Here is a 21921-nt window from a genome sequence, read left to right as displayed (position 1 = left end):
TCACGCCTCGATGGTATCGACCCGATCCGGATAGAACGCGACGTGGCCGCGAATCCGCGCTACCGCCGGATACGGATTTTCGTACGACCACGCCGCCGCGGCCTGCGGAATGCCGCCGGCCGAGAGATCGAAGTAGAAGGCCTCGCCCTTGTACGGGCAGTAGCTCCGCCGCGGGTTCGGGACCAGGACGCTCTCGGCGACGTCCTCGCGCGGGATGTAGAGGACGGCCTCGTAACCCGCTTCGCACAGGTCCAGCGCCCGTCGCGTCTCGGCGATGACCCGGCCGTCGAGCCGAACCCGCACGGGACCCCGGTGTGGCGTGATGGTGATCGGATGGGCCGGACCCGGCTCCCTCATGAGGGTTCTCCATCGATCGGCAGCCGGTGCTCGGCGGCTCCGAGGGCATCGGCGAGGCGCGCCTTCGCGCTGCCGGGCCGCAGCGGCTTCTGCTGGCTCTCGTGGGGTGCCCAGCCTGAAAGCCACAGGATCTCGAAGGTGGCCCGCAGCCGTCCGTCGGGATCAGAGAAGCGTTCGGCGTAGATCGCGGCGGCCCGCATCAGCGTGGCGCGCCGCAGCGGCACGCGGCGGCGGTCGCTGAGGGCGTTGGTCAGGCCCATCGCGCGCAGGTCGCGCATCAGCGAGAAGGGATCGCCGTAGCGCACGGTGATCGTTTCCGCGTCCACCACCGGCAGGGCGAACCCGGCTCGCTGCAGCAGGCCGCCGAGGTCGCGCAGCTCGGCGAAGGGAGCGACGCGGGGGCTCACGCCGCCCTCCGTCTCGCTCTCCGCCTGGAGGAAGGCCTGTCGCAACTCCGTGAGCGACGTGCCGCCGAGGAGTCCGGCCAGAAGCAGGCCATCCGGCTTGAGCGCCCGGCGCACCTGCAGCAGGGCACCGGGCAGATCGTTCACGTGCTGGAGCGCCAGCACCGATACGGCAAGGTCGAACCCGGCAGTGGGGCCGAAGGGCAGCAATTCGGGATCGCCGACCACCGGGTGGCCCGGCTCCGCCGTCGGGCTGAGGCGGATCATTCGCCCGACTCGTCCACTGGCTCGCAGCCGATCCGACAGGGCCGGTAAGGGCGTGCCGAGATCGAGGCCGAGGGCGAAGGATCGCGTCACCGCCGCGAGGCGGTCCTCGAGATCCTCCACCATCCGCTCGACGAGAAAGCCGGCATAGCCCGCTTCTCGCGCGCGCGCGATGCGTCGGCGAATAAGGGCGGGATCAAACAGGGGAGGGGACTCGTTCATCGCATAGGCAGATGGGGCTGGAAGCGCGCTGCGGCCAGGGCAATCACCCGGTCCGAGCCGCGCGCCGAACAGACTTCGTCGGCGAGGGTGAAGCGACTTCGTCAACCGGTCATGCGCGCGATCTTTCGGCGACGAAATGACCCGGAACGGAATCGGCGTCTCCCCGTTTTCGCACGTCGATCGAAGAGGTTGAAGATGACTCGGATTGTGATCCGCGCCGCTCTGATCCTTGCCGCCGTCGCGCTGGCAGGAACCGCGGAAGCGAAGGGCTGCCTGAAGGGCGCCGTCGTGGGTGGAATTGCCGGGCACATGGCCGGGCACGGCGTTGTCGGCGCCGCGGCCGGATGCGCCATCGGACGGCATGAGGCGAACAAGAAGGACAAGGCGACGCGGCAGGGCGACCGGGACGGCAACGCCCGCTGACGGCGCCGTCCCAAAGCGACCGGCCGTCGGTGGCGGCAACCGGACTTCTCGTCCTGCGGCAGGGGCTGCATCGCCTCGCCGCGTCCGCCATCGGGCTGATCTATCCGCCCACCTGCGTCGCCTGCGGGGCGGCCACGGGACAGCCCCACGCTCTCTGCGCCGCCTGCTGGAGCGGGCTTCGTCTGATCGAGCGCCCCTATTGCGAGCGGCTCGGCACCCCCTTCGCCCTCGATCTCGGGATCGGCAGCCTGATCTCGCCCGGCGCCATCGCCGAGCCTCCGGTCTTCGGACGCGCCCGGGCGGTCGCCGTCTATGACGGTACGGCGCGCGATCTCGTCCACCGCCTCAAATACAACGATCGCCTCGACCTCGGCCGGACGATGGCCCGCATGATGGCGGCCGCAGGGAGCGAATTGCTGGACGAGGCGGACCTCGTCGTGCCGGTGCCGCTGCACGGCCTGCGGCTTTGGCGGCGGCGCTTCAATCAATCGGCCGTGCTGGCGCGCGAAATCGGACGGCGCAGGGGTAAGCCTTGCGACCTGCGCGCGCTCGCCCGTGTCAAGGCGACCCGACCCCAGGTCGGACTGACGCGCCACCAGCGCGCTGAGAATCTGCAAGGCGCCTTCCGCGTCACCGAAGCCGGTCGCGCGCGGATCGCCGGCCGGCGTCTCCTTCTCATCGACGACGTCACCACGACCGGCGCGACGGGCAATGCCGCCGCCCGCGTGCTGCTGCGCGCCGGGGCCGTGAACGTCGATCTGTTGACCTTCGCGACGGTGACGCGGGAGGGGATCTGACCCTTTCGCCGCGCGAGAGCGCCGGCTGAAACGGAAACGGGGGCCTGGAGGCCCCCGGTCCGATCACGCATCGATGCAGCCTCGGCGTCAGGCGCTGGCGGGTTCCATCCGGCCAGCGGCCTGCACCTGCACCTCGGTCGGCTGCTCGAGCACCTTGCCGCGGGGACCGACCCAGGCGCCGACCCACTTGCGCTGCCACAGGAACAGGCAGCCGAGCACAAGGGCCGTGAACACGGCATAGACCACGAAGCCGGAGGCGAACCCGCCCGTGAACTCCTTCGAGAAGCCCATGACGTTGGGCAGGATCGCGCCACCGAGGGCGCCGACCTCGCCGATCATCGAGCCGGCGACCGCGGTGTTGGTCGGCCAGCGCAGGGGCACGAGCTGGAACAGCGCACCGTTGCCGGCACCGAGCGCGGCAAAGCACAGCATGAACAGCAGCGTCGTCACGGCGAGCGAGGGGGTCGCGGTCAGCGCCAGGAACGAGCCGATCGCGGCCAGCAGCACCAGGGACAGCACGAGGATGCCGCCCATCCGGTCGGCGAAGTAGCCGCCGAGGATCCGGATGCCGGACCCCATCAGAGCAGCGAGCATCGTCAGGCGCCCGGCTTCGACCTTCGTCACCGCGAACTGCTCGTAGAAGAAGGTCGGCAGGAAGTTCGACAGGCCGATGAAGCCGCCGAAGGTGATGACGTAGATCAGCGAAAAGGCCCAGCCATCCTTGGTGAACAGGCAGGAGACGTGTTCCTTGAAGCTCTGGCCGTGGCAATCCGGCGGCTCCTTCGCGAGGAAGATCATCACGAGGATCGGCACGATCATCACGATCCCGGCGAAGCCGTAGACCGCCTGCCAGCCATAGGCCTGGGCCAGCGGCGGCGCGAACAGCACGGCGAGCACGGTGCCGGAATTGCCGGCACCGGCGATGCCCATGGCCAGTCCCTTGTGTTCCGGCGGGAACCAGCCCGAGCCGAGCGACAGCGCGACGCCGAAGGAGGCGCCGGCGATGCCGAGCAGCACGCCCATGGCGAGCACGTCGTTGTAGGATGAGACGAAGAAGAAGCCGTAGGCCATCGCCAACACGATGACGCCCATCTCGGTCAGGGCCGCGTTCTTGCGGCCGATATATTGGGCCAGCACACCGAGCGGGAACCGCATGATCGCACCGGCCAGGATCGGCAGCGAGATCATGAAGCCGGTCTGGGCGGGGGTGAGCTTGTAGGTCTCGGTGATGAACGGGCCCATGGCGCCGTTGAGGACCCAGATCGCGAAGCAGAAATCGAAGTAGAGGAACGCGGCGAACAGGGTCGGGGGATGCCCCGACTTCATCACGGTCTTGAAGGAAGCCATCGGCGTTCTCGCTGGGCTCGAAGACGCGCCGCTCGGCCGGAGCCGGGCAGGGCCGTTCATGCGGGAGAGTGTGTCCGGACACGGCGCCGTCCGAGCGCGAGGCGCCGTTGCCCCGCCGGCTGCCCAGGGGGGCAGCGAAGGAATCAATGCAGAGTGCGTGCCAACTCGGATCCAGCCAGGGCGGCGGTATCCGGAAGCCCGCGGCCCGCTTCGTGCTGCCGCCGGATGCAGCACTGCCTAGGAACGAAGCAGCGGCTGCACGGCCTCAGACGACGGCAGCGCCGCGATCCACCACGCGGACCACGCTGCGCCCGGAGCCGCGCTTCTCCACGCGGATCTGCACGGCGATGCGCTCCATCATCCCCGCCACGTGGGTGATGACGCCGACCTTGCGGCCGCGGCCCTGAAGCGTCTCAAGGGCATCCACCGCCATGTCCAGGGTCTCGGCATCGAGCGAGCCGAAGCCCTCGTCGATGAACAGCGTGTCGACGAAGGCCTGCCGCCCCTCAAGCCCCGAGAGGGCAAGCGCCAGGGCGAGCGACACGAGGAAGCGTTCGCCGCCGGACAGGCTGCGGGTCGCACGGCGCTCGTCGCCCATGTCGCGGTCCACGACATGGAGGGCGAGATCGGCGCCCGCACTGCGGGCGAGGCGGTAGCGGGGGCTCAAGCCCTTGAGCTGATCGTTGGCGAGATGCACGAGGTGATCGAGCGTCACACCTTGCGCGAAGCGGCGGAAACGGTCGCCGCCGGCCGAGCCGATCGCTTCCTCGACCCGCTGCCAGGTCGCAAGCTCCGTCTTCGCCACCTCGATCTCCCGCGCGAGATCGGCCGCCTTGGCGCGGGCGGCCTCATCCCGTCGCAGCTCCGCGTCGAGGGCGCCGAGGCGCTGCTGCGCCTGTGCCGTGGCTTCGGCAAGCCGCGTCGCTTCGGCCTGGGCGGCGGGAACGTCGATCTCGACCTCGGTGCTCAGGGTCTCGACATCGGCGCGGCGTGTGGCGAGGGCGGTGGCTGCTTCGGCCTCCTCGCGGGCGAGCCGCTCGAGCTGGGTCCGCAGCGCCGCCCGTATCTCGGCCGGGACGGCGAGCAGGGCGGCCACGGCCTCGCGCCCGCGCTCGCCGCAGGCCTGCGCGAAGGCGGTCTCGGCCGCTTCGTGGCGCGCGGTTGCCCGCTCCAGGGCCGCGGCGGCGGCCGCGGCTTCGGTGACGGCGCCGGTGAGCGCGCGGGCGGCTTCGGCACTGGCGGCCTGGGCGGCCTGGAGTGTTTCGCGCGCCGCGCGGCGCTCGTTGTTGAGCCGCGTGCGGTGCGGACCGGTCGCCTCGCCCCCGAGCAGGCCGGCCCTGGCTGTACGCGCCTCGATGAGACGCGCTTGCCGCTCCGCCGCATCCGTCCGGGCCTTCGCGGCCGACCGCGCCTCGGTATCGCTCAGGGCGGCGGCCGCCGCCCGCTCCGGCGACAGGGCCACACACTGCGCATCGAGACTGGCATGCTGCGTCCGCAGGGCCGCGTAGTCCCGCCCGAGCGCGAGGATCCGGTCGAGGCAGGCCTCCGGCGCACGGTCAAGATCGGACGGGCTGAGATCGGCGGCAGTGAGCGCCGGTCCCATCTCTGCGGCCAAGTCCATCATCCGCTGCAGGAGGGAGGCGTTGTGACCTTCCGCCCGTTCGGCCGCGAGGGCTGCCTCAGCCCGGCGATGCGCGAGCGCGTCGAGACCGCGGGTCTGTGTCTCGATCTGTACGTCGAGGGTGTCGCGGTCGCGGATCAGCTCGTCGATCTCGCCGCGCAGTGCCCGTGCCGCCGCGAGGGTTCGCTGGCTGGCGTCGCGCTCGGCGCGCGCGGCGGCGCCGGCCTCGCCGAGCCGGGACAGATCCGGCTCCGGCGGCAGCGTGACGGCGAGCCCCGACGCATCGAGTGCGGTCATCAGAACGGGAAGACCGGCGCGGTAGCGGGCGGCGGTGGAGGCCGCCGCTTCGGCTGCAGCGGCCCCTCGCTCCTGCGCGTCGTCGTGGCGCCCCTCCGCCGCCGCGGCATCGCCCCGGGCCCGGTCGCGGGCCGTCTGATGCGTGGAAATCCGGGCGTCGAGCTCGGCACGGCGCGTGCGCAACTCCTCGGCCAGACGTCCGAGTGCGTCATCGGATCCGTGGGCATGCGGATGATCGAGGCCGCCGCAGACGGGGCAGGGCACTCCCTCCACGAGCAGGCTGCGCAGCCGCGCCGCCTCGCGCGACGCGCTTTCCTGCGCCAACTCGGCGAGCGGTGCGATCTCGGCCCGCCGAATTCCGGCCTCCTGCAGGGCCCGCTCTTCCGCTGCGAAGCGGGCGGCGGCTTCGGCGAACGCTGCGCCGGCCTCCGTCTCCACTTCAGAGGCGGCCGCCCGGTCTGCGAGCGCCGTCCCGTGGCGCTGCGCCAAGGCGTAGGCGTCGCGCAATGCGTCCAGCAATCCTTCGAGGGCGATGGCGCGGGTCTGCACGGCGGGCTCGGCGAGGGCATCGAGCGCCGCCTCCCGCGCAGTACGGGTGGCGGCCAGAGCCTCGCGGCGAGCGCGCAGCGCGGCGAGGCGAGCGGCGCCATTCTCGGCCTCCCCATCGCAAGCGGCGATCTCGGCCCGGCGCGCGGCGGCCTCCTGCGCCGCCATCTCCGCTTGCCCGCGCAGCCGCGCGCGCTCGCGAATGCGGCGGGCGAAGTCCTCGCCGCGCTCGGCCAGGATGCCATGGGATTGGTCGGCGGCGAGGCGGCCCGCCGCAGCGTCGCGCGCCTGCCGAGCCTCGGCGAGGCGCCGGTCGAGCACGGCGAGCGCGGCGCCCGTTGCTTCGGCGGCCTCGGCCGAGCGGACGGCCGCCTGCGCGGCGCCCTCTGCCTCACGCTCTGCATGGGCGATCGCTTCATCGAGCTTCGCGGCCTGATCCCAGAGAGGCCCGAAGCTCTTGAACACGGCCTCCGCCGCCTCGTCCGCCGCACTCGCTTCCGTCCGTTGCGCTTCGGCCGCCTCGGCGCCCGCGCGCGCTTCCGCGACACGGTCTGCGACGGTCTGGACGTGAGCCTGCGCCGCCACCCGCTCGCGGACGGCTTCTTCGAGGGCCTCCGCGCGTCCGCGGAGCGGCTCGACCGCCTCGAGTTCGGCCGACCGCATTCGGTCGGGGGCCGCTGCTTCCGACGCCGCCCGCGCCGCGGCGGCACGCTCCTCGGCCCGCGCGAGCGCCGAGCGGGCGGCCTCGATGCGGCGCGCGGCTTCGAGGGTGCGCTCCACCGCCGCCTGCGCTGCCCGCCACGCCGCCACCTCGGCGAGGCGCTCCGCGCGCTCGGCCTCGCGCGCCTGCACGCCGGCCGCGTCGAGCAGGCCGATCTCGCCCTGGCGAACCTCCAGCGCCTCGACCGCGCGACGATGCTCCTCGTAGCCGAGATGGACCCGCTTCGAGATCTCCGAATAGATCACGGTGCCGGTGATCTTCTCCAGCAGCTCGGCCCGCTCGCCCTCCGCCGCGAGGAGGAAGGCATCGAACTCGCCCTGCGCCAGCAGCACCGTGCGGCGGAACTGGTCGAAGGTCAGGTCGGTCAGGGCGACCACCTTGTCGAGCACCTGCGTCTTGCCCGCGGCAACCGCGCTGCCGTCATCGAGCCGATGCAGCCGCCGCCGCTCGACCTGAAGCTTGCCGGTGGGCTTGTTCCGGGCACGATAGGCCTCCCAGCCCACACGGTAGGCGATGCCGTCCCGGCCGATGAAATCGACCTCGGCAAAGCCGGATCCGGCGCCCCGGCGCAGGATCGCCCGTCCGTCGCTGGCGCTGAGCGATTCGCCGCCCGGATCGGGCACGTCCTCGCGGCGGGTCACCGCGACGCGGGGATAGCGGCCGTACAGCGCGAGGCAGAGCGCGTCGAGGATGGTGGACTTGCCTGCGCCGGTCTCGCCGGTGATGGCGAACAGGCCGGTGGCGCCGAGCGGTTCGGAGGCGAGATCGACGGCGAAGGGCGCGGCAAGGCTCGCGAGGTTCTCGCCGCGGATCGCGAGGATGCGCATGGCGGGCGGCTCAGACTTCCGCCCGCGCGCGGTGGAAGACGTCGAGATGGGCGGGCTCGGGCTCCTCGTCCCACTTCGCGCGGTAGGCGAGGCGGAACAGCTCCTCCGGATCGCGCTCCGACAGACGCGGCGGTGGCGCCTCGGATTCCGTGATCTCGATCGCGGCCCGCGGCGGCACCGTGACCCGCACGTCGACCACGCGCACCGGGAAGCTCTCGGCGATACGGTCTACCTCGGCCCGGTAGCCGGGAAGCAGGCCCTCGCGCGAGAGCCGCACCTGGATATAGGGCCGCGCCTCCATCGGCAGGTCGGGGTCGAGCGCAAGCGCGGCGAGATGGTCGCCGAGATCGGCGAGGGGCATGTCGCCAGAGGCCGGCAGGCGCAGGAAGGGGACCGGACGGGGGATCGCGATATGCTCAATCTCCGCTGCGCCCGTGCCGAGAGTCACCAGGGTGACGCCGTGGCGATAGGGCTGCTCGGCGGCCGAGAGCGGGATCAGCGAGCCGCAATACCGTACCTGCCCGCCGCCCAGGCCCTGCGCCCGATGGAGATGGCCGAGTGCCACGTAGCGCGCCTCCTCCGGAAACACGTCGGCGGGCACCGCATGATCGCCGCCTACCAGAATGCGTCGCTCCGCGCCCTCCGATTCGAGGCCGCCGGCGACGTGGAGATGACCGGTGACGAGGAGCGGCAGGCCGGCGAGCCGGGGCCGGGCCGCCTCGAAGAGTTGCCCGTAAAGGTCGCGCACCGCCCGCACGATCGGCGAGGGCTCGCCGATGCGCCGCTCGCTGCCGAAGGAAGAGAGCGGCGGCAGGCAGGCGGCGGTGGGGTAGGAGACGGCGAGCACCTGTGCCGCCACCTCGCCGCCGGCCGACCGGATCGGCACGAGGTGGCGTTCGAGGTCGATGGCGCCGTCGCGGCGGCGGACATTGCCGACGACGTGGACGCCGATGGCTTCGAGCAGCGGGCGCGGCGCTTCCAGGCGTCCGGCGGCATCGTGGTTGCCCGCGGTGATGACGATGGTCATCTCCGGCCGCGCCGCGTGGAGGCGCGCCATCAGCGCGTAGAAGCGTGCCTGTGATTCCCCCGACGGGTTCTGGCTGTCGAACACGTCGCCCGCCACGACGAGGGCATCGACCTCGCGCTCCACCACGATGCTCTCGAGGCCGCCGAACACGGCGTCGTGCTCGCGCTCGCGGGAGAAGCCGCGCAGGGTCTGGCCGATATGCCAATCGCCCGTATGGAGAACGCGGATCACTGAGGACGCCACTTACCGAGACCGGGCAGCGACCGCCGCCGCCGTCAGGCGGCTTGTAGCGGGTTGTGCCGCCGGCTTCGAGTGTATCCCGGCAGCGGGCCGGGATCTCCTGTGGCTCGCGGACCGCGCCCTCAGTGGCAGACGGTGACCGTCTTGACGATCCAGCCCTCGTCGGCCTGCCAGAGCTTGCGCCGCACGCGACCGCAATTGGCCGATTCGGCCGCGGTCCAGGCCGTTTGCGGCGCGGCGGGCGGCGCCTTCGTTTCCGTCTGCGCGACTTTTGTCTTCACGATCGTTTTGGCCGGGCGCTGCGGGGCCGCTTTGCGGGCAGCCATGGCCTCACCGGGAAGCATCAGGCCGAGGCAGAGCAATCCGAGCGAGAAGCGGAGGAGCGAGGCGCGCAAGGGAAGGAGTCCGTGGTCGGGGCCGTACGGTCACGCTTGATCTAGGGTGGCGCCCCGCCAATGCAATCGCCGTTCGCCACAATTTGCCCTGCAATCCGCACATTTTTTGCGAAATCGTTAAAGCCGCCCGCGAAGCGCATAGCGGACCCGCGTGTAACCTTTCGGACACAATGTTCGCACACTTGCCGGTGCAGGAGCTGTGACGGTCGCGTCCGGCCCTGACGCCCGTGCTCTTCCTTGCTAGGGAACAAGCGGGGCAGTTCAGCCGGCCCGGATGATCGTGACCGTTCTTCCGTATTCCGGAGACGTTTCTCGGCCCGGCCCATTCGATCGAGCGATCCATGTCACTTCAGAACCGCCGTAAGCTTCTTTTCGGAGCCGCGACGAGCCTCGGGCTCGCGATCCTGCCGGCGCACGTCCTCGCCCAGACCTTCGACGGGTTCGACGACGAGCGCCTCTACCAGGACAGCAACGGCAATCTCTTCCGCCGCCGCGGAGGGCAGTACGTTCCCTATAACGGCCGCGTCAGCAACGGGCGCCCGGTGCCCGACGCGCAGACGGATATCGATGCCGAGACCTATGCCCGCCGACGGGCCGAGCGCTACGGCGAGCCGCCGCCCGCCGCCGAGGCGCCGAACCAGACTCCGCGCCAGCAGCAGGCCGGCTACCCCGTGCCGCCGCAGGAGCCCGACAACGGCCCGATCGACTACACGCGGGCCTACGCGGCGATCGCCAACGAGCCCTTCCCGGTCCAGGCGATCGCCTACAAGAAGTTCAACCCGATCTACCTGCGCCAGGAGGTCGATTTCCGCACGACCGAGCCGCCGGGCACGATCGTGGTCGATCCCAAGGCGCACTTCCTCTACCTCATCCTGCCGAACGGCCGGGCGCGGCGCTACGGCGTCGGTGTGGGCAAGCAGGGCTTCTCGTGGTCGGGCACCGCGACCATCAACTCGAAGCAGGCTTGGCCGGACTGGTATCCGCCCAAGGAGATGATCGCCCGCCGGCCGGATCTGGCCCGCGAGGTCGACAAGCTGCAGAGCGGCCTCGGCGTGCCCGGCGGCAGCCGCAACCCGCTCGGCGCGCGAGCGATGTATCTCTGGCAGAACAACAAGGACACGCTGTTCCGCATCCACGGCACGCTGGAGCCGCACTCCATCGGCAAGAGCGTATCGTCGGGCTGCATCCGCATGATCAATCAGGACGCCATCGACCTGTTCAACCGCGTCGAGGTCGGCGCCAAGGTGGTGGTGCTCGGCTGATCCCGCGATAGTTTCCTCGAGAGACGAGCGTCCCGCCATCTCGGGCGGGCGCCGGACTTCGAGGAGACGCCATGGTCGATCTGATCCCGCGCGAGCACCTGTTCGGCAATCCGACGCGCTACGGCCATCAGATCAGCCCGGACGGGCGCCGCCTGGGCTGGGTGGCGCCCTTCGAGGGCGTGCTCAACATCTGGTCGGCGCCGATCGACGATCTCGACGCCGCCGCACCCGTCACCACCGACCGGCGGCGCGGCATCGACGCCTATGCCTTCGCCTATGACGGCCGCCACCTGCTCTACGTCCAGGATGCGGACGGCGACGAGAACCACCACCTCTACGTCGTCGATCTCGACACGGGCGAACGGCGCGACCTGACGCCGATCCCCGGCATCGCGGCGGCGATCGTCGGCCTCAGCCGCATCGTGCGCGATCGCGTGCTGGTGGCGATCAACGACCGCGACCCGCGCTTCCACGACATCCACAGCATCGATCTCGCCACCGGCGAGCGCCGCTTGGTTGCCGAAAATCCAGGCTTCCTCGGTTTCCTCATCGATGAGCGCTACGCCGTGCGCTTCGCCTTCCGCAATCGTCCGGACGGTTCGAGCGAGCTGCTCGCGCCGGACGGCACGAACTGGAAGCCCTGGCTGACCTTCCCACCGGAGGATGCGCGTGTCTCGGGCGCGGAAAACCTCGACGCCGCCGGCACCGCCCTGTTCTGCCGCGACAGCCGCGGCCGCGACACCGCCGCGTTGACCCGTATCGATCTCGCCACCGGGGAGATCCGCGTGCTCGCCGCGCACGACGAGGCGGATATCGGCGCCGTGCTGCAGGATGCCGAGACGCACGAGCCCGTGGCCTACTCGGTCACCCACGCCCGCAAGTCCTGGCACGTGCTCGACCCGCGCTTCGCCGACGACTTCGCCTTTCTCGAAACCCAGGGGCTCGGAGACTGGTATCCGGCGAGCCGAACCGAGGACGATTCCCTCTGGATCGTCGTCGCTCGCTCCGACACCCGCGTCGGCGAGGCCGCGATCTACGACCGCCGCGCGAAGAGCCTGCGCTCCCTGGGCAGTGCCCGGCCGGAACTGGAGGGCGCGCCTCTGGCGCCGATGAGCCCGGCGATCATACGCTCCCGCGACGGGCTCGAACTCGTCTCCTACCTTACCCGCCCGATCGATGCGCGGGCGCCGGGGCCGCTGGTGCTGCTCGTCCATGGCGGGCCGTGGGGACGCGACAGCTTCGGCTTCGACGCGATCCACCAATGGCTGGCCAACCGCGGCTATTCCGCGCTCAGCGTCAACTTCCGCTCTTCCATCGGTTTCGGGAAGTCCTTCGTCAACGCGGGCGACCGCGAATGGGGAAGGCGGATGGACGACGACCTCAGCGATGCCGTCGCCTGGGCGGTGGCCGAGGGCGTGGCCGACCCGGCCCGCGTCGCGATCATGGGCGGGAGCTACGGCGGCTACGCCACGCTGATGGCCCTGACGCGCAATCCGGACGCCTATGCCTGCGGCATCGACCTCGTCGGCCCGTCCAATCTCGAAACGCTGGTTCGAACGATCCCGCCCTATTGGGAGGCGATGCGGGCGCAGCTTCACCGCGCGATCGGCGATCCCGACACCGAAGAAGGAATGGCCCTGATCCGCGAGCGCTCGCCGGTCTACTTCGCCGATCGGATCAAGGCGCCGCTGCTGATCGTTCAGGGGGCCAACGATCCGCGGGTGAAGAAGGACGAATCCGACCAGATGGTCGCGGCGATGGAGCGGGGCGGCATCCCGGTGACCTACCTGCTGTTCCCGGACGAAGGCCACGGCCTCGTGCGCCCGGCCAACCGCCTCGCCTTCTTCGCCCGTGCTGAGGACTTCCTGGCCCGCCATCTCGGCGGACGCTGCGAGCCGATCCGCGCGGCGGAATCGAGCGGCACGTCGATGCAGGTGGTGCGGGAGGGATGAAACGGTGTCCGCTCGATCAGAGCGGACACCGCGCGGCCGGCCCGAAGCGCTCAGCCGGATCGGAGATGAGGCGTCAGCCCGTCGGCCTCGTGGCCGACGGGTCAGGCGCTCACGCGTCGTGCGGCTGATCCTCGTCCTCGTCGTCGATATCGATGAGGAAGACGATGTCGGCTTCTTCCTCGTCGTCCGAGCCGTCGCCCTCGGCGGCGTGATGCTCGTCGGGCTCGAAATCGCCCTCGCCGTCATCGGCCGCGAGTGCATCCTCGAACTCCTCGACCTCGTCCTCCGTGGACGGGCGCACGGTGAGCGCCGCGGTGCCGTTCCAGATCGGACGGCCGGCGGTCGTCATCGTCCGGATGTCCTCCTTGAAGCCGTCGCAGGTGAACAGGTCGCGGGCGGTCGCCTCGTCGCCGTTGATGACCGCGATCGCCGTGCCGTCGATCTCGAGCGTGAACATCGGGAACGTCCTCGGAAGAGGGAAAGAGTGCCGCGGGCCGGCGGGCGGCCTGCGCGGAAAACCCGGACCGGACTGGCCGGGTTCGGCGGCGCTTGTAGGACGCCGGAACCGGATTCGTCGATGGGTGTCTGCGCGCCATCACGCGCCGCTGCTTCCCCGGGCGATGGCGCGCTTCACAACGGCCTGCACCTCGCGGTTCGAGAGGAACAGGTCGTGGTTGAAGAGGCCACCGCCGTAATCCGACGCGTCGGCCACGCGCACGCCGAGCGCTTCCAGGCGCTCCCGGTCGGCGGCGCCCGCGCGGACGACGCCGCCGGCGATCGCGCCCGACAGTTCGAGCGCTCGGTCGTTTGTGGCCGAGATGACGGTGATGCGCTTGGCGTCCGGCCCCAGGCGCTCGACGCCGTTGGCGAACAGGTCGATATCGATGTCGGGCGCGGCGAGCACCACCGCGCCGATCCGCGCGACGGCCGCCTCGCCCGCCTCGACCCGCAGCATGCGCAGCGTCTCCAGCGTGAGGAGCGTGCCCATCGAGTGGGCGACGATGTGGATGCGCCCGCCGCTCGGCGTGGTCGCCACGGTCTTCAGAAGATCCTCGAAGGCGTCGCGGGACCACAGGGCGCTCTCGCGGTCGTAGCCGTAATCGAAGGTCGCCGCGGCCGAGGGCCAGGTGAACAGCGCCGAGGCGCCGTTGAAGCGGATCCCGTCCGAGAGGCGGGCGGCGCTGATCGCCGCCGATTCGAAGCTCTCGCGGTATCCGTGGACGTAGATCAGCACGTCGCGGCCGAAGGCCGACTGCGCGAAGGCAGCCGCGGCGCCGGGACCGGTCGTGACCTCGCCGACGGAGCGGACGCCCCAGTCGCCGCCCACCACCGCCGAGACCTTGCCGATCAACGAGCGGTCCGGCGCCGACATGCGCGCCTCGGCGAAGCTCAGGCCCCTCCCGCGCTCGGAGCCGAAAAACGGCGCCTTGGGCGGATTTCCGGAGGCTGGACGGCGGGTCGTGGCGACGAGGAGCACCGGGCTCACGTCGAGCGCCGACTGCGTCTCGCCGACGGTGCCGGTGGCGAGTCCGTCCATGACGCAGGCCGACAGGGCGGGGGAGAGGCCGGCCACGCCGGCCAGGCCGATCAGGCGCAGGAGGGAGCGGCGGGTGGCGTCGGAGGGCTGCATGAGCGGTTTCGGATCCCCGAAAAATCCCGTTCCGGTGGCAGGCCGGTGCCGGGCGCTCCTTCCTCGCGCATGATCTTGGCCGTGGCGGGGCACGATTGGGATTTTGAGCACTCGACGCCCGCCCGCGGCCCCGGCATGAAGGAGCGATGAGCGCGACCCTTCCCGACATGGATCACATCCGCGAGCGGCTTCTGGCCGGCGACCGGGCGGCGCTCGCGCGTGCCATTACCCTCGCCGAGTCGCGCCGGGCCGATCACCGGGCGGCGGTGCGTGACCTGATCGATGCCGTGCTGCCGCAGACCGGGCGGGCGATCAGGGTCGGCATCACCGGAGTGCCCGGTGTCGGCAAATCGACCACGATCGATGCGCTGGGCTCGCTGCTGACGCAGGCCGGGCACAAGGTGGCGGTGCTGGCGGTGGACCCGTCCTCGACCCGCACTGGCGGCTCGATCCTCGGCGACAAGACGCGGATGGCGCGGCTCGCCATCGACCGCAACGCCTTCATTCGGCCCTCGCCCTCCTCAGGCACGCTGGGCGGTGTCGCGGCCAAGACCCGCGAGACGATGCTGTTGTGCGAGGCGGCCGGCTTCGACGTGATCCTCGTCGAGACGGTCGGTGTCGGCCAGTCCGAGACGGCGGTGGCGGACCTGACCGACTTCTTCCTCGTGCTGATGCTGCCGGGCGCGGGCGACGAGCTGCAGGGCATCAAGAAGGGCATCCTCGAACTCGCCGACATGATCGCGGTCAACAAGGCCGATGACGGCGAGGGCGAGCGCCGCGCCAACGCGGCCGCCTCCGAGTACCGTGCCGCGCTCCACATCCTGACGCCGCCCTCCGCCACTTGGACGCCGCCGGTCGTCACGATCTCCGGCCTTCACGGAAAGGGGCTCGATTCTCTCTGGTCCCGCATCGAGGACCATCGCGCCAAGCTGACGGCGACCGGCGAGATCGCCAGGAAGCGGCGCGAGCAGGACGTGAAATGGATGTGGGCGCTGGTCCACGAGCGTCTGCACCAGCGCCTCGTCGGGAGCGCCGAGGTGCGCCAAGCGACCGCCGACGCCGAGCGAGCGGTCGCCGGCGGCGAGCATTCGCCCGCCGCCGGTGCGGATGCGATCGCCGCGCTGATCGGTCTGTGAGCCGCCTGCTCATCACGGGATTCGGTCCGTTTCCGACCGTGCCCGACAATCCGAGTGGGCGCCTCGCGCGGCGGCTGGCGGCGTCGCCGCATCTGCGCCGCATCCTCGGGGAGGCGCCGGACTGCCTCGTGCTCAACACCCGTTACGGTGCCCTCGATACGCAGCTCGCTCCGGTCCTGGCGAAGAGGCCGAGCGCGGTTCTGATGATCGGCGTCGCCGCGCGCCGCCCCCGCGTCTGCGTCGAGATCCGCGCGGTGAACCGGGTCAGCCGCCTGTTCCCCGATACGGAGGGAAGGGTGAGCCGAACTCTGGCCTTCGAGCCGGACGGCCCTGCGCAGAGGCCCAGCCCGGCCGCACTCGCGGTCCGGATCGCGCTGAAGCGGGCCGGGCTCGACGCTGCGGCCTCGCGCGATGCCGGGCGCTACCTGTGCAACGCCTCCTATTACCGTGTCCTGGAGCAGGGCTGCCCGGCGGTATTCCTGCATATCCCGATGCCGCCGCGCACGCGGCGGCCGAAGCCCGGGGGAGGGCGCCGCCGGCCCGCGCCCGATCGTTGGGCCCAAGCCTTCACCGAGGCGGCGCGGGTGCTCGCCCTGCGGGGCAGGGCGCGGCCGTCAGCGGCTCCTCAGGCCCATTCGCGCTGAGCGAGCTTCGCCTCGTAGGCGTCGATCGCCGGGGCCTTCTGATCAAGGGTCAGGCCGATTTCGTCGAGGCCGTTGAGCAGATTGTGCTTGCGGCCCTCGTCGATCTCGAAATGCAGGGTGCCACCGTCCGGGCCCTTGATGGTCTGCGCCGCGAGATCGATCGTCAACGTGGCGTTGGCGCCGCGCTCGGCATCCTCGAACAGCTTCTCCAGTTCGTCCGGCGAGACCACGATCGCCAGGATGCCGTTCTTGGCGCAGTTGTTGAAGAAGATGTCGGCAAAGCTCGTGGAGATCACGCAGCGGATGCCGAAATCCGCGAGCGCCCAGGGCGCATGCTCGCGCGACGAGCCGCAGCCGAAATTGTCGCCGACCACGAGAATCTTCGCGTTGCGGTAGGCCGGCTGATTGAGGACGAAATCCGGGTTTTCAGAGCCGTCGTCATTGTACCGCATCTCCGAGAACAGGCCTTGGCCGAGCCCGGTGCGCTTGATCGTCTTGAGATACTGCTTCGGAATGATACGGTCGGTGTCGATGTTGATGATCCGCATGGGCGCGGCGACGCCCTCCAGGGTCGTGAACTTTTCCATTGGTCTTCTCGAAATCGTCGTCGGATGCCGGATATAGGCGTCCCGGCCTCGGTTCGCCGGTATCTAGCAGCCGAATCGACCTGCCGGTAGACGCTCTCTTCCGGCAGGCATCGGGCTTGCCTTATGATAAAATTAGATGACGGGAGCACGCGGACGATGGCCGAGACGTCAGACACCTTCAAGAAGGCGCCCAAGCGCAAGCCGGCAAAGGGCAAGAGCGTGTCCGTCTCGCCCGAGATGCGTCAGGCCTACGCCGATCTGATCAAGGAGCGCGAGGAGAAGGAACAGGCCTATGGCCGTCACCTGCGCAAGGACGAGCCGCGCCGCTGACGGCCCGGGGCCTCATACCGCCCTAAGCGCCGGCCCCTTTCGGACGAAGCCGACGATGTCTTTGACCGCGTCGAGGGTCGGTGCGGCGATCGCCTCCGCCCGACCCGCGCCGTCGGCGAGCACGCCGTCGATATAGGCCGGATCGGCGACGAGCCGCTTCATCTCGGTGCCGATCGGCGCCAGCATCTCGACGGCCAGATCGACCAGGGCCGGCTTGAAGCTGGAGAACTGCGCCCCGCCGAAATCCTTCAGCACCTCGTCGCGCGTGATGCCGCGCAGCGCCGCGAAGATGCCGACGAGGTTGTCGGCCTCCGGCCGTCCGGCCAAGCCGGCGGCTTCCGAAGGAAGGGGCTCGGGATCGGTCTTGGCCTTGCGCACCTTCTGCGCGATGGCATCCGCATCGTCCGTGAGGTTGATGCGCGAGTACTCGGACGGGTCCGACTTCGACATCTTCTTGGTGCCGTCGCGCAACGACATCACGCGCGCCGCCGGCCCGCCGATCAACGGTTCGGTAAGGGGAAAGAATTGCTCGCCGTGGCCGTGGGCCAGTATCGACTGCGAAAAGTCGTTGTTGAACTTCTGGGCGATGTCGCGGGTGAGTTCGAGGTGCTGCTTCTGATCCTCGCCCACGGGCACATGCGTCGCCCGGTAGGCCAGGATGTCGGCGGCCATCAGCACGGGATAGTCGTAGAGACCGATCGAGGCGTTCTCCCGATCCTTGCCGGCCTTGTCCTTGAATTGCGTCATGCGGTTGAGCCAGCCGAGACGGGCGACGCAATTGAAGATCCAGGCCAGCTCCGCGTGCTGCGGAACCTGGGACTGATTGAAGACGATGGAGCGCTTCGGATCGATGCCGGCGGCGAGGAAGGCGGCGGTCACCTCGCGGATCTGACCCTTGAGCGCCTGCGGATCCTGCCAGAGGGTGATCGCGTGGAGATCGACCACGCAATAGAGACACTGCGCGTCCCGTTCCTGCATCTCGACGAAGCGTTTGATCGCGCCGAGATAGTTGCCGAGGTGCAGATTGCCGGTCGGCTGGACGCCGGAGAAGACGAGTTCGGTGAACGCGGCCATCGGCGCGGGTCCCTGGAAAGAAGGTCCGGGCCGAGGCGATCTCGCATCCCGCTTGAAGCGGCGGTTTCTGGCACCGCCGGAGGCGGCGGGTCAAGCAGGATGGACGGCTGGTCGGCTGGCTGTCCGATCCCGGATCGTCGTGTCGCAGCGGCGCCGGCCGAACACCGTTCTCCGGCCGCCGGTCGCAGACTTTCAATGACCTCAACCAACGCCCGACCGGCGCGTGGCGTCTGTCCGCTGCGCGCTCAATATCGGGGACCGACGTCTCTTCGATCCATTCACCATCAGGAGACGCGCGACGCGTAAGCGTTCATGATCGCGGACAGCAGGCCGGGAAATCGCGTCTCGACCTCGGCGCAACGCGAGTGGTTGCGCATCTCGGTGCCGTGCCGCTCGCAGCGGATCAGCCCAGCCTCACGCAGAACCTTGAAATGGCTGGAGAGCGACGATTTCGGGATGACTTGGTCGCCCACCGATGAGACGGCCGAGCAAGCCTCCACGCAGCCCGCCTTCGTGATCCGAGCGAAGATCGCGGCCCGGCGCGGATCGGACAAGGCGTGGAGGATCGCCTCCGGTTCGACGTCCTCAATCGCAGGGTGAAACAGCGGCCTCATGATTCATCCATATGGGGGCTTGAACCCCACTTCCAAAGTTCCGAAATCCCGAACTATGGGACAGAGGCACCGCACCGGAGCCGGCCCATTTCGAAGGGTTAGCACAGATGTCGAAGCTTGAGGGCAAGGTCGCGGTGGTCACCGGCGGATCGAAGGGGATCGGCGCCGCGATCGCTAAGGCGCTGGCGTCGGACGGTGCTTCCGTCGTGGTCAACTACGCTTCGAGCAAGGCCGGCGCCGAAGCCGTCGTCGAAGCTATCACGACGGGCGGCGGCCGAGCCATCGCGGTTCAGGCCGACGTCTCGAAGGCCGTCGAGGCGCACGGCTTGATCGAAGCCGCGATCCAGCAGTTCGGGCGACTCGACGTGCTGGTCAATAATTCCGGCGTCTACGAGTTCGCGGCGATCGAGGAGCTGAGCGAAGAACACTACCATCGCCTCTTCGACGTCAACGTCCTGGGGGCACTGCTCGCGACGCAGGCCGCCGTGCGATACCTGGGCGAGGGTGGAAGCATCATCAACATCTCGTCCGCCGTCACCGACGTGCTGATGCCGACGAGCGCGGTCTATACGGGGACCAAGGCCGCTCTAAACGGGATCTCGGGCGTCCTGGCCAACGAACTCGCTCCGCGCAAAATCCGGGTCAATACGGTCAGCCCCGGCTATGTCGTCACCGAGGGCACGCACACGGCCGGTATCGCCGGCTCGGAGATGGAGGCCGGCCTGGTGGCGCAGACGCCGCTCGGCCGCGCCGGACATCCGGATGACATCGCCCGCGTCGTCGCGTTCCTCGCCTCGGATGATGCTCGCTGGTTGACCGGCGAGGTCATCAACGCCAGCGGCGGCGTTCGCTGAAGCTCGAAGACCGCGGGCGCGCTTTCCGGACGCCCGCTTTCGACAGGGGCGCGGGCGAGCATCCCAGGTACCGTCATCGGCCCCGCCGATGATGGGAAACCGTCCCGGCCCTTCTCGTCAGCAAAGGATGGAGAAGGGCCGCTCGTCGGACGTCTCGACCGAATCCGCTGCGATTGTTCTCAGAAGACCTGAGTCGCACCCTCGTTGCCGCGCTTCGGCGCGCCCGGGACGCCGGCCTCCGCATCCGCCCGGTCGGCGGCGCGCTTGTCGAGCGCCCGCTCCACGACCTTGGCGAGCCCGACCATGATCTTGTCGAGCTCGTAGTCCTTCGGCGTGTAGACGGCCGTGACGCCCATGTTCTTGAGCACCAACTCGTCCTCGGTCGAGATGATGCCGCCGACGACGACCGGCACGTGGTCGAGCCCCGCCTCGCGCAGCTTGGCCTTCACCTCCCGCACCAGCGGCACGTGGCTGCCCGAGAGAACCGACAGGCCGATGACGTGGGCGCCGCGCTCCTTCGCCTTGGCGACGATCTCCGTCGGCGTCTGACGGATGCCGTCGTAGGTCACGTCGAACCCGACGTCGCGGGCGCGCAGGGCGATCTGCTCGGCGCCGTTGGAATGGCCGTCGAGACCGGGCTTGCCGACCACGAGCTTGGGCGTCTCGCCCAGGCGCTCGCCGAGATCGGCGATCAGCAGACGCGCCTCCTCCGCAGCGCCCGAGGTCACGGTCTCCAGCGTCACGCCGGTCGGGGCGCGGTACTCGCCGAAGACCTCGCGCAGGCGCTGGCCCCATTCGCCGGTCGTCACGCCCGCCTTCGCGGCGGCGATGGAGGGCGGCATGATGTTGGCGCCGGAGCGCGCCGCCTGCTCCAGATCATCCAGCGCCTGTCCCACCGCGCGATCGTCGCGCTTCGAGCGCCACTCGCGGATGCGCGCCTCGGCCTCCATCTCCACGGTTTCGGAGACGGTGAAGATCGCGCCCTCGCCGGCGGTCAAGGGCGACGGCTCGCCCTGCTGCCACTTATTGACGCCGACGACGATCTGCTCGCCCTTCTCGATCGCCGCGATGCGCTTGGCGTTCGATTCCACCAGCGCCCGCTTCAGCTCGCCCGCCTCGACCGCCGAGACCGCGCCGCCGATCTCGGCAATGCGCTTCAGCTCGGCCCGGGTCTGCTCTTTCAGTGCCTCGACGCGGGACTCGATCACCGTCGAGCCGTCGAAGATGTCGTCATACTCGAGCAGGTCGGTCTCGAAGGCCAGGATCTGCTGCATCCGCATCGACCATTGTTGGTCCCAGGGCCGGGGCAGGCCGAGCGCCTCGTTCCAGGCCGGGAGCTGCACCGCGCGGGCGCGGGCGCGCTTGGAGAGCGTCACCGCCAGCATCTCGATGAGGATGCGATGGACGTTGTTCTCGGGCTGCTGCTCGGTGAGCCCGAGGGAATTCACCTGGACGCCGTAGCGAAAGATCCGCTTCTTGGCATCGGTGATGCCGTAGCGCTGCTGGGCGATCTCGTCCCACAGTTCGGCGAACGCCCGCATCTTGCAGATCTCGGTGACGAACCGCATCCCGGCATTCACGAAGAACGAGATGCGGCTGAAGACGTCCGAGAAGCTGGCCTCGTCGAAATCGGGATCGTCGCGCACCGTGTCGAGCACGGCCATGGCGATGGCCAGCGCGTAGGAGAGTTCCTGAACCGGCGTCGCTCCCGCCTCCTGCAGGTGGTAGGAGCAGACGTTCATCGGATTCCACTTCGGCACGTTCTTGGTCGTGAACAGGATCACGTCCTTGGTCAGCCGCAGCGAGGGCGCAGGCGGGAAGACGTAGGTGCCGCGCGACAGATATTCCTTGATGATGTCGTTCTGCGTCGTGCCCTGAAGGGCAGCGATCGGCGCGCCCTGCTCCTCCGCCACCGCGAGGTAGAGCGACAGCAGCCACGGCGCCGTGGCGTTGATCGTCATCGACGTGTTCATCTGCGCCAGCGGAATCTGGTCGAACAGGGTCCGCATGTCGCCCAGATGCGCGATCGAGACGCCGACCTTGCCGACTTCGCCGCGGGCGAGTTCATGGTCGGGGTCGTATCCGGTCTGGGTCGGCAGATCGAAGGCGACCGAGAGGCCGGTCTGACCCTTGGCGAGGTTGCCGCGATAGAGCTTGTTCGATTCCGCCGCCGTGGAATGGCCCGCATAGGTGCGGATGATCCACGGCTTGTCGCGCTTGACCTCGGTGACGCTCGCTTGCGCGCTCATCCCACTCGACTCCCTGATCCGATGCGATCGCGCGCCTTGAGGCGCGGCTGTTGGCCGGCACCGTAGCGAAGCCGTCGCGTCGCGTCATCTGGGAGAAAGGT

At 69.7% G+C, this 21921-nt stretch carries 20 protein-coding genes; 8 read left to right on the top strand and 12 right to left on the bottom strand.

The genetic code is table 11. The annotated features are described in order from the left end of the window. Positions 1–357 (bottom strand): DUF427 domain-containing protein, encoded by a 357-nt coding sequence (locus MPPM_RS01770; protein WP_096483353.1) that lies wholly within the window; start codon positions 355–357, stop codon positions 1–3. Further along, complete coding sequence (locus MPPM_RS01765; protein WP_096483351.1) at positions 354–1247, bottom strand: methyltransferase domain-containing protein; 894 nt, start codon at positions 1245–1247, stop codon at positions 354–356. Before MPPM_RS01765 ends, MPPM_RS01770 begins: the two co-directional genes overlap by 4 nt. Positions 1248–1442: 195 nt before the next feature. On the opposite strand from MPPM_RS01765, the gene MPPM_RS01760 reads away from it, so the two are divergent. Both MPPM_RS01760 and MPPM_RS01755 read left to right on the top strand, forming a co-directional pair. Continuing rightward, the gene (locus MPPM_RS01760; protein ID WP_096483349.1) at positions 1443–1670 is read left to right on the top strand and encodes a hypothetical protein; all 228 of its coding nucleotides are present in this window, start codon (positions 1443–1445) and stop codon (positions 1668–1670) included. Positions 1671–1699: 29 nt separating this feature from the next. After that, positions 1700–2467 carry a ComF family protein gene (locus MPPM_RS01755; RefSeq protein ID WP_096483347.1) on the top strand — a complete coding sequence of 256 codons (768 nt, stop codon included), beginning with the start codon at positions 1700–1702 and terminating at the stop codon, positions 2465–2467. A gap of 87 nt (positions 2468–2554) precedes the next feature. Here MPPM_RS01755 and MPPM_RS01750 read toward each other — a convergent pair whose 3' ends face one another. The 4 genes from MPPM_RS01750 to MPPM_RS01735 form a co-directional block, all read right to left on the bottom strand. After that, positions 2555–3814, bottom strand: coding sequence for an MFS transporter (locus tag MPPM_RS01750; protein WP_096483344.1), 1260 nt, complete (start codon positions 3812–3814; stop codon positions 2555–2557). A gap of 265 nt (positions 3815–4079) precedes the next feature. Further along, on the bottom strand, positions 4080–7826 hold the full coding sequence (locus MPPM_RS01745) for an AAA family ATPase (RefSeq protein ID WP_096483342.1): 3747 nt from the start codon (positions 7824–7826) through the stop codon (positions 4080–4082). 10 nt (positions 7827–7836) lie between these two features. After that, positions 7837–9084 (bottom strand): exonuclease SbcCD subunit D, encoded by a 1248-nt coding sequence (locus tag MPPM_RS01740; RefSeq protein WP_096487670.1) that lies wholly within the window; start codon positions 9082–9084, stop codon positions 7837–7839. A 131-nt stretch (positions 9085–9215) separates the two neighbouring features. Beyond that, the gene (locus MPPM_RS01735) at positions 9216–9488 is read right to left on the bottom strand and encodes a hypothetical protein (RefSeq protein WP_096483339.1); all 273 of its coding nucleotides are present in this window, start codon (positions 9486–9488) and stop codon (positions 9216–9218) included. A gap of 341 nt (positions 9489–9829) precedes the next feature. Between MPPM_RS01735 and MPPM_RS01730 the strand changes: the two genes are divergently transcribed. Both MPPM_RS01730 and MPPM_RS01725 read left to right on the top strand, forming a co-directional pair. Next, a complete protein-coding gene (locus tag MPPM_RS01730; RefSeq protein WP_096483337.1) occupies positions 9830–10750 on the top strand; it encodes a L,D-transpeptidase in 921 nt (306 codons plus the stop codon). 71 nt (positions 10751–10821) lie between these two features. Further along, on the top strand, positions 10822–12702 hold the full coding sequence (locus MPPM_RS01725) for a S9 family peptidase (RefSeq protein WP_096483335.1): 1881 nt from the start codon (positions 10822–10824) through the stop codon (positions 12700–12702). Positions 12703–12811: 109 nt separating this feature from the next. Here the strand turns inward: MPPM_RS01725 and MPPM_RS01720 are convergent, their stop codons facing one another. Beyond that, positions 12812–13159: a hypothetical protein gene (locus MPPM_RS01720; protein WP_096483332.1), complete on the bottom strand. Its 348-nt coding sequence runs from the start codon at positions 13157–13159 to the stop codon at positions 12812–12814. Positions 13160–13297: 138 nt separating this feature from the next. Next, entirely contained in the window at positions 13298–14332 is a 1035-nt protein-coding gene (locus MPPM_RS01715; RefSeq protein WP_096483330.1) for an alpha/beta hydrolase, read from the bottom strand. 146 nt (positions 14333–14478) lie between these two features. Here MPPM_RS01715 and meaB point away from each other — a divergent pair, with 146 nt between their 5' ends. Further along, a complete protein-coding gene (gene meaB / locus MPPM_RS01710; RefSeq protein ID WP_096483328.1) occupies positions 14479–15468 on the top strand; it encodes a methylmalonyl Co-A mutase-associated GTPase MeaB in 990 nt (329 codons plus the stop codon). Continuing rightward, entirely contained in the window at positions 15465–16112 is a 648-nt protein-coding gene (locus MPPM_RS01705) for a pyroglutamyl-peptidase I (protein WP_096483325.1), read from the top strand. Before meaB ends, MPPM_RS01705 begins: the two co-directional genes overlap by 4 nt. Here MPPM_RS01705 and leuD read toward each other — a convergent pair. Beyond that, complete coding sequence (leuD, locus tag MPPM_RS01700; RefSeq protein ID WP_096483322.1) at positions 16094–16699, bottom strand: 3-isopropylmalate dehydratase small subunit; 606 nt, start codon at positions 16697–16699, stop codon at positions 16094–16096. The two genes, MPPM_RS01705 and leuD, sit on opposite strands and share 19 nt — an antisense overlap. A gap of 156 nt (positions 16700–16855) precedes the next feature. Here leuD and MPPM_RS28455 point away from each other — a divergent pair, with 156 nt between their 5' ends. Beyond that, positions 16856–17029: a hypothetical protein gene (locus tag MPPM_RS28455; RefSeq protein WP_173807864.1), complete on the top strand. Its 174-nt coding sequence runs from the start codon at positions 16856–16858 to the stop codon at positions 17027–17029. A 12-nt stretch (positions 17030–17041) separates the two neighbouring features. On the opposite strand, the gene trpS is transcribed toward MPPM_RS28455, so the two are convergent. Continuing rightward, positions 17042–18103, bottom strand: a complete 1062-nt coding sequence (gene trpS, locus MPPM_RS01695) for a tryptophan--tRNA ligase (RefSeq protein WP_096483319.1) — start codon at positions 18101–18103, stop codon at positions 17042–17044. A 284-nt stretch (positions 18104–18387) separates the two neighbouring features. Beyond that, the gene (locus MPPM_RS01690) at positions 18388–18717 is read right to left on the bottom strand and encodes an ArsR/SmtB family transcription factor (RefSeq protein WP_096483317.1); all 330 of its coding nucleotides are present in this window, start codon (positions 18715–18717) and stop codon (positions 18388–18390) included. 107 nt (positions 18718–18824) lie between these two features. On the opposite strand from MPPM_RS01690, the gene MPPM_RS01685 reads away from it, so the two are divergent. Next, a complete protein-coding gene (locus tag MPPM_RS01685) occupies positions 18825–19571 on the top strand; it encodes a glucose 1-dehydrogenase (RefSeq protein WP_096483315.1) in 747 nt (248 codons plus the stop codon). Positions 19572–19750: 179 nt separating this feature from the next. Here MPPM_RS01685 and MPPM_RS01680 read toward each other — a convergent pair whose 3' ends face one another. Beyond that, complete coding sequence (locus tag MPPM_RS01680; RefSeq protein ID WP_096483313.1) at positions 19751–21820, bottom strand: ethylmalonyl-CoA mutase; 2070 nt, start codon at positions 21818–21820, stop codon at positions 19751–19753. Between the last annotated feature and the right edge of the window lie 101 nt (positions 21821–21921).

It is taken from the genome of Methylorubrum populi, from assembly GCF_002355515.1.
Lineage (GTDB): Bacteria > Pseudomonadota > Alphaproteobacteria > Rhizobiales > Beijerinckiaceae > Methylobacterium > Methylobacterium populi_A.
Note: the sequence above shows the minus strand (reverse complement) of the source record. Positions and strands in the feature narration are given on the sequence as shown.

Excerpts from the sequence above, each read along its gene's own strand:
- MPPM_RS01770 (WP_096483353.1), bottom strand. The coding sequence starts at position 357 with ATGAGGGAGCCGGGTCCGGCCCATCCGATCACCATCACGCCACACCGG.
- MPPM_RS01765 (WP_096483351.1), bottom strand. The coding sequence starts at position 1,247 with ATGAACGAGTCCCCTCCCCTGTTTGATCCCGCCCTTATTCGCCGACGC.
- MPPM_RS01760 (WP_096483349.1), top strand. The coding sequence starts at position 1,443 with ATGACTCGGATTGTGATCCGCGCCGCTCTGATCCTTGCCGCCGTCGCG.
- MPPM_RS01750 (WP_096483344.1), bottom strand. The coding sequence starts at position 3,814 with ATGGCTTCCTTCAAGACCGTGATGAAGTCGGGGCATCCCCCGACCCTG.
- MPPM_RS01745 (WP_096483342.1), bottom strand. The coding sequence starts at position 7,826 with ATGCGCATCCTCGCGATCCGCGGCGAGAACCTCGCGAGCCTTGCCGCG.
- MPPM_RS01730 (WP_096483337.1), top strand. The coding sequence starts at position 9,830 with ATGTCACTTCAGAACCGCCGTAAGCTTCTTTTCGGAGCCGCGACGAGC.
- MPPM_RS01725 (WP_096483335.1), top strand. The coding sequence starts at position 10,822 with ATGGTCGATCTGATCCCGCGCGAGCACCTGTTCGGCAATCCGACGCGC.
- MPPM_RS01720 (WP_096483332.1), bottom strand. The coding sequence starts at position 13,159 with ATGTTCACGCTCGAGATCGACGGCACGGCGATCGCGGTCATCAACGGC.
- MPPM_RS01715 (WP_096483330.1), bottom strand. The coding sequence starts at position 14,332 with ATGCAGCCCTCCGACGCCACCCGCCGCTCCCTCCTGCGCCTGATCGGC.
- meaB (WP_096483328.1), top strand. The coding sequence starts at position 14,479 with ATGAGCGCGACCCTTCCCGACATGGATCACATCCGCGAGCGGCTTCTG.
- leuD (WP_096483322.1), bottom strand. The coding sequence starts at position 16,699 with ATGGAAAAGTTCACGACCCTGGAGGGCGTCGCCGCGCCCATGCGGATC.
- MPPM_RS28455 (WP_173807864.1), top strand. The coding sequence starts at position 16,856 with ATGGCCGAGACGTCAGACACCTTCAAGAAGGCGCCCAAGCGCAAGCCG.
- trpS (WP_096483319.1), bottom strand. The coding sequence starts at position 18,103 with ATGGCCGCGTTCACCGAACTCGTCTTCTCCGGCGTCCAGCCGACCGGC.
- MPPM_RS01690 (WP_096483317.1), bottom strand. The coding sequence starts at position 18,717 with ATGAGGCCGCTGTTTCACCCTGCGATTGAGGACGTCGAACCGGAGGCG.
- MPPM_RS01685 (WP_096483315.1), top strand. The coding sequence starts at position 18,825 with ATGTCGAAGCTTGAGGGCAAGGTCGCGGTGGTCACCGGCGGATCGAAG.
- MPPM_RS01680 (WP_096483313.1), bottom strand. The coding sequence starts at position 21,820 with ATGAGCGCGCAAGCGAGCGTCACCGAGGTCAAGCGCGACAAGCCGTGG.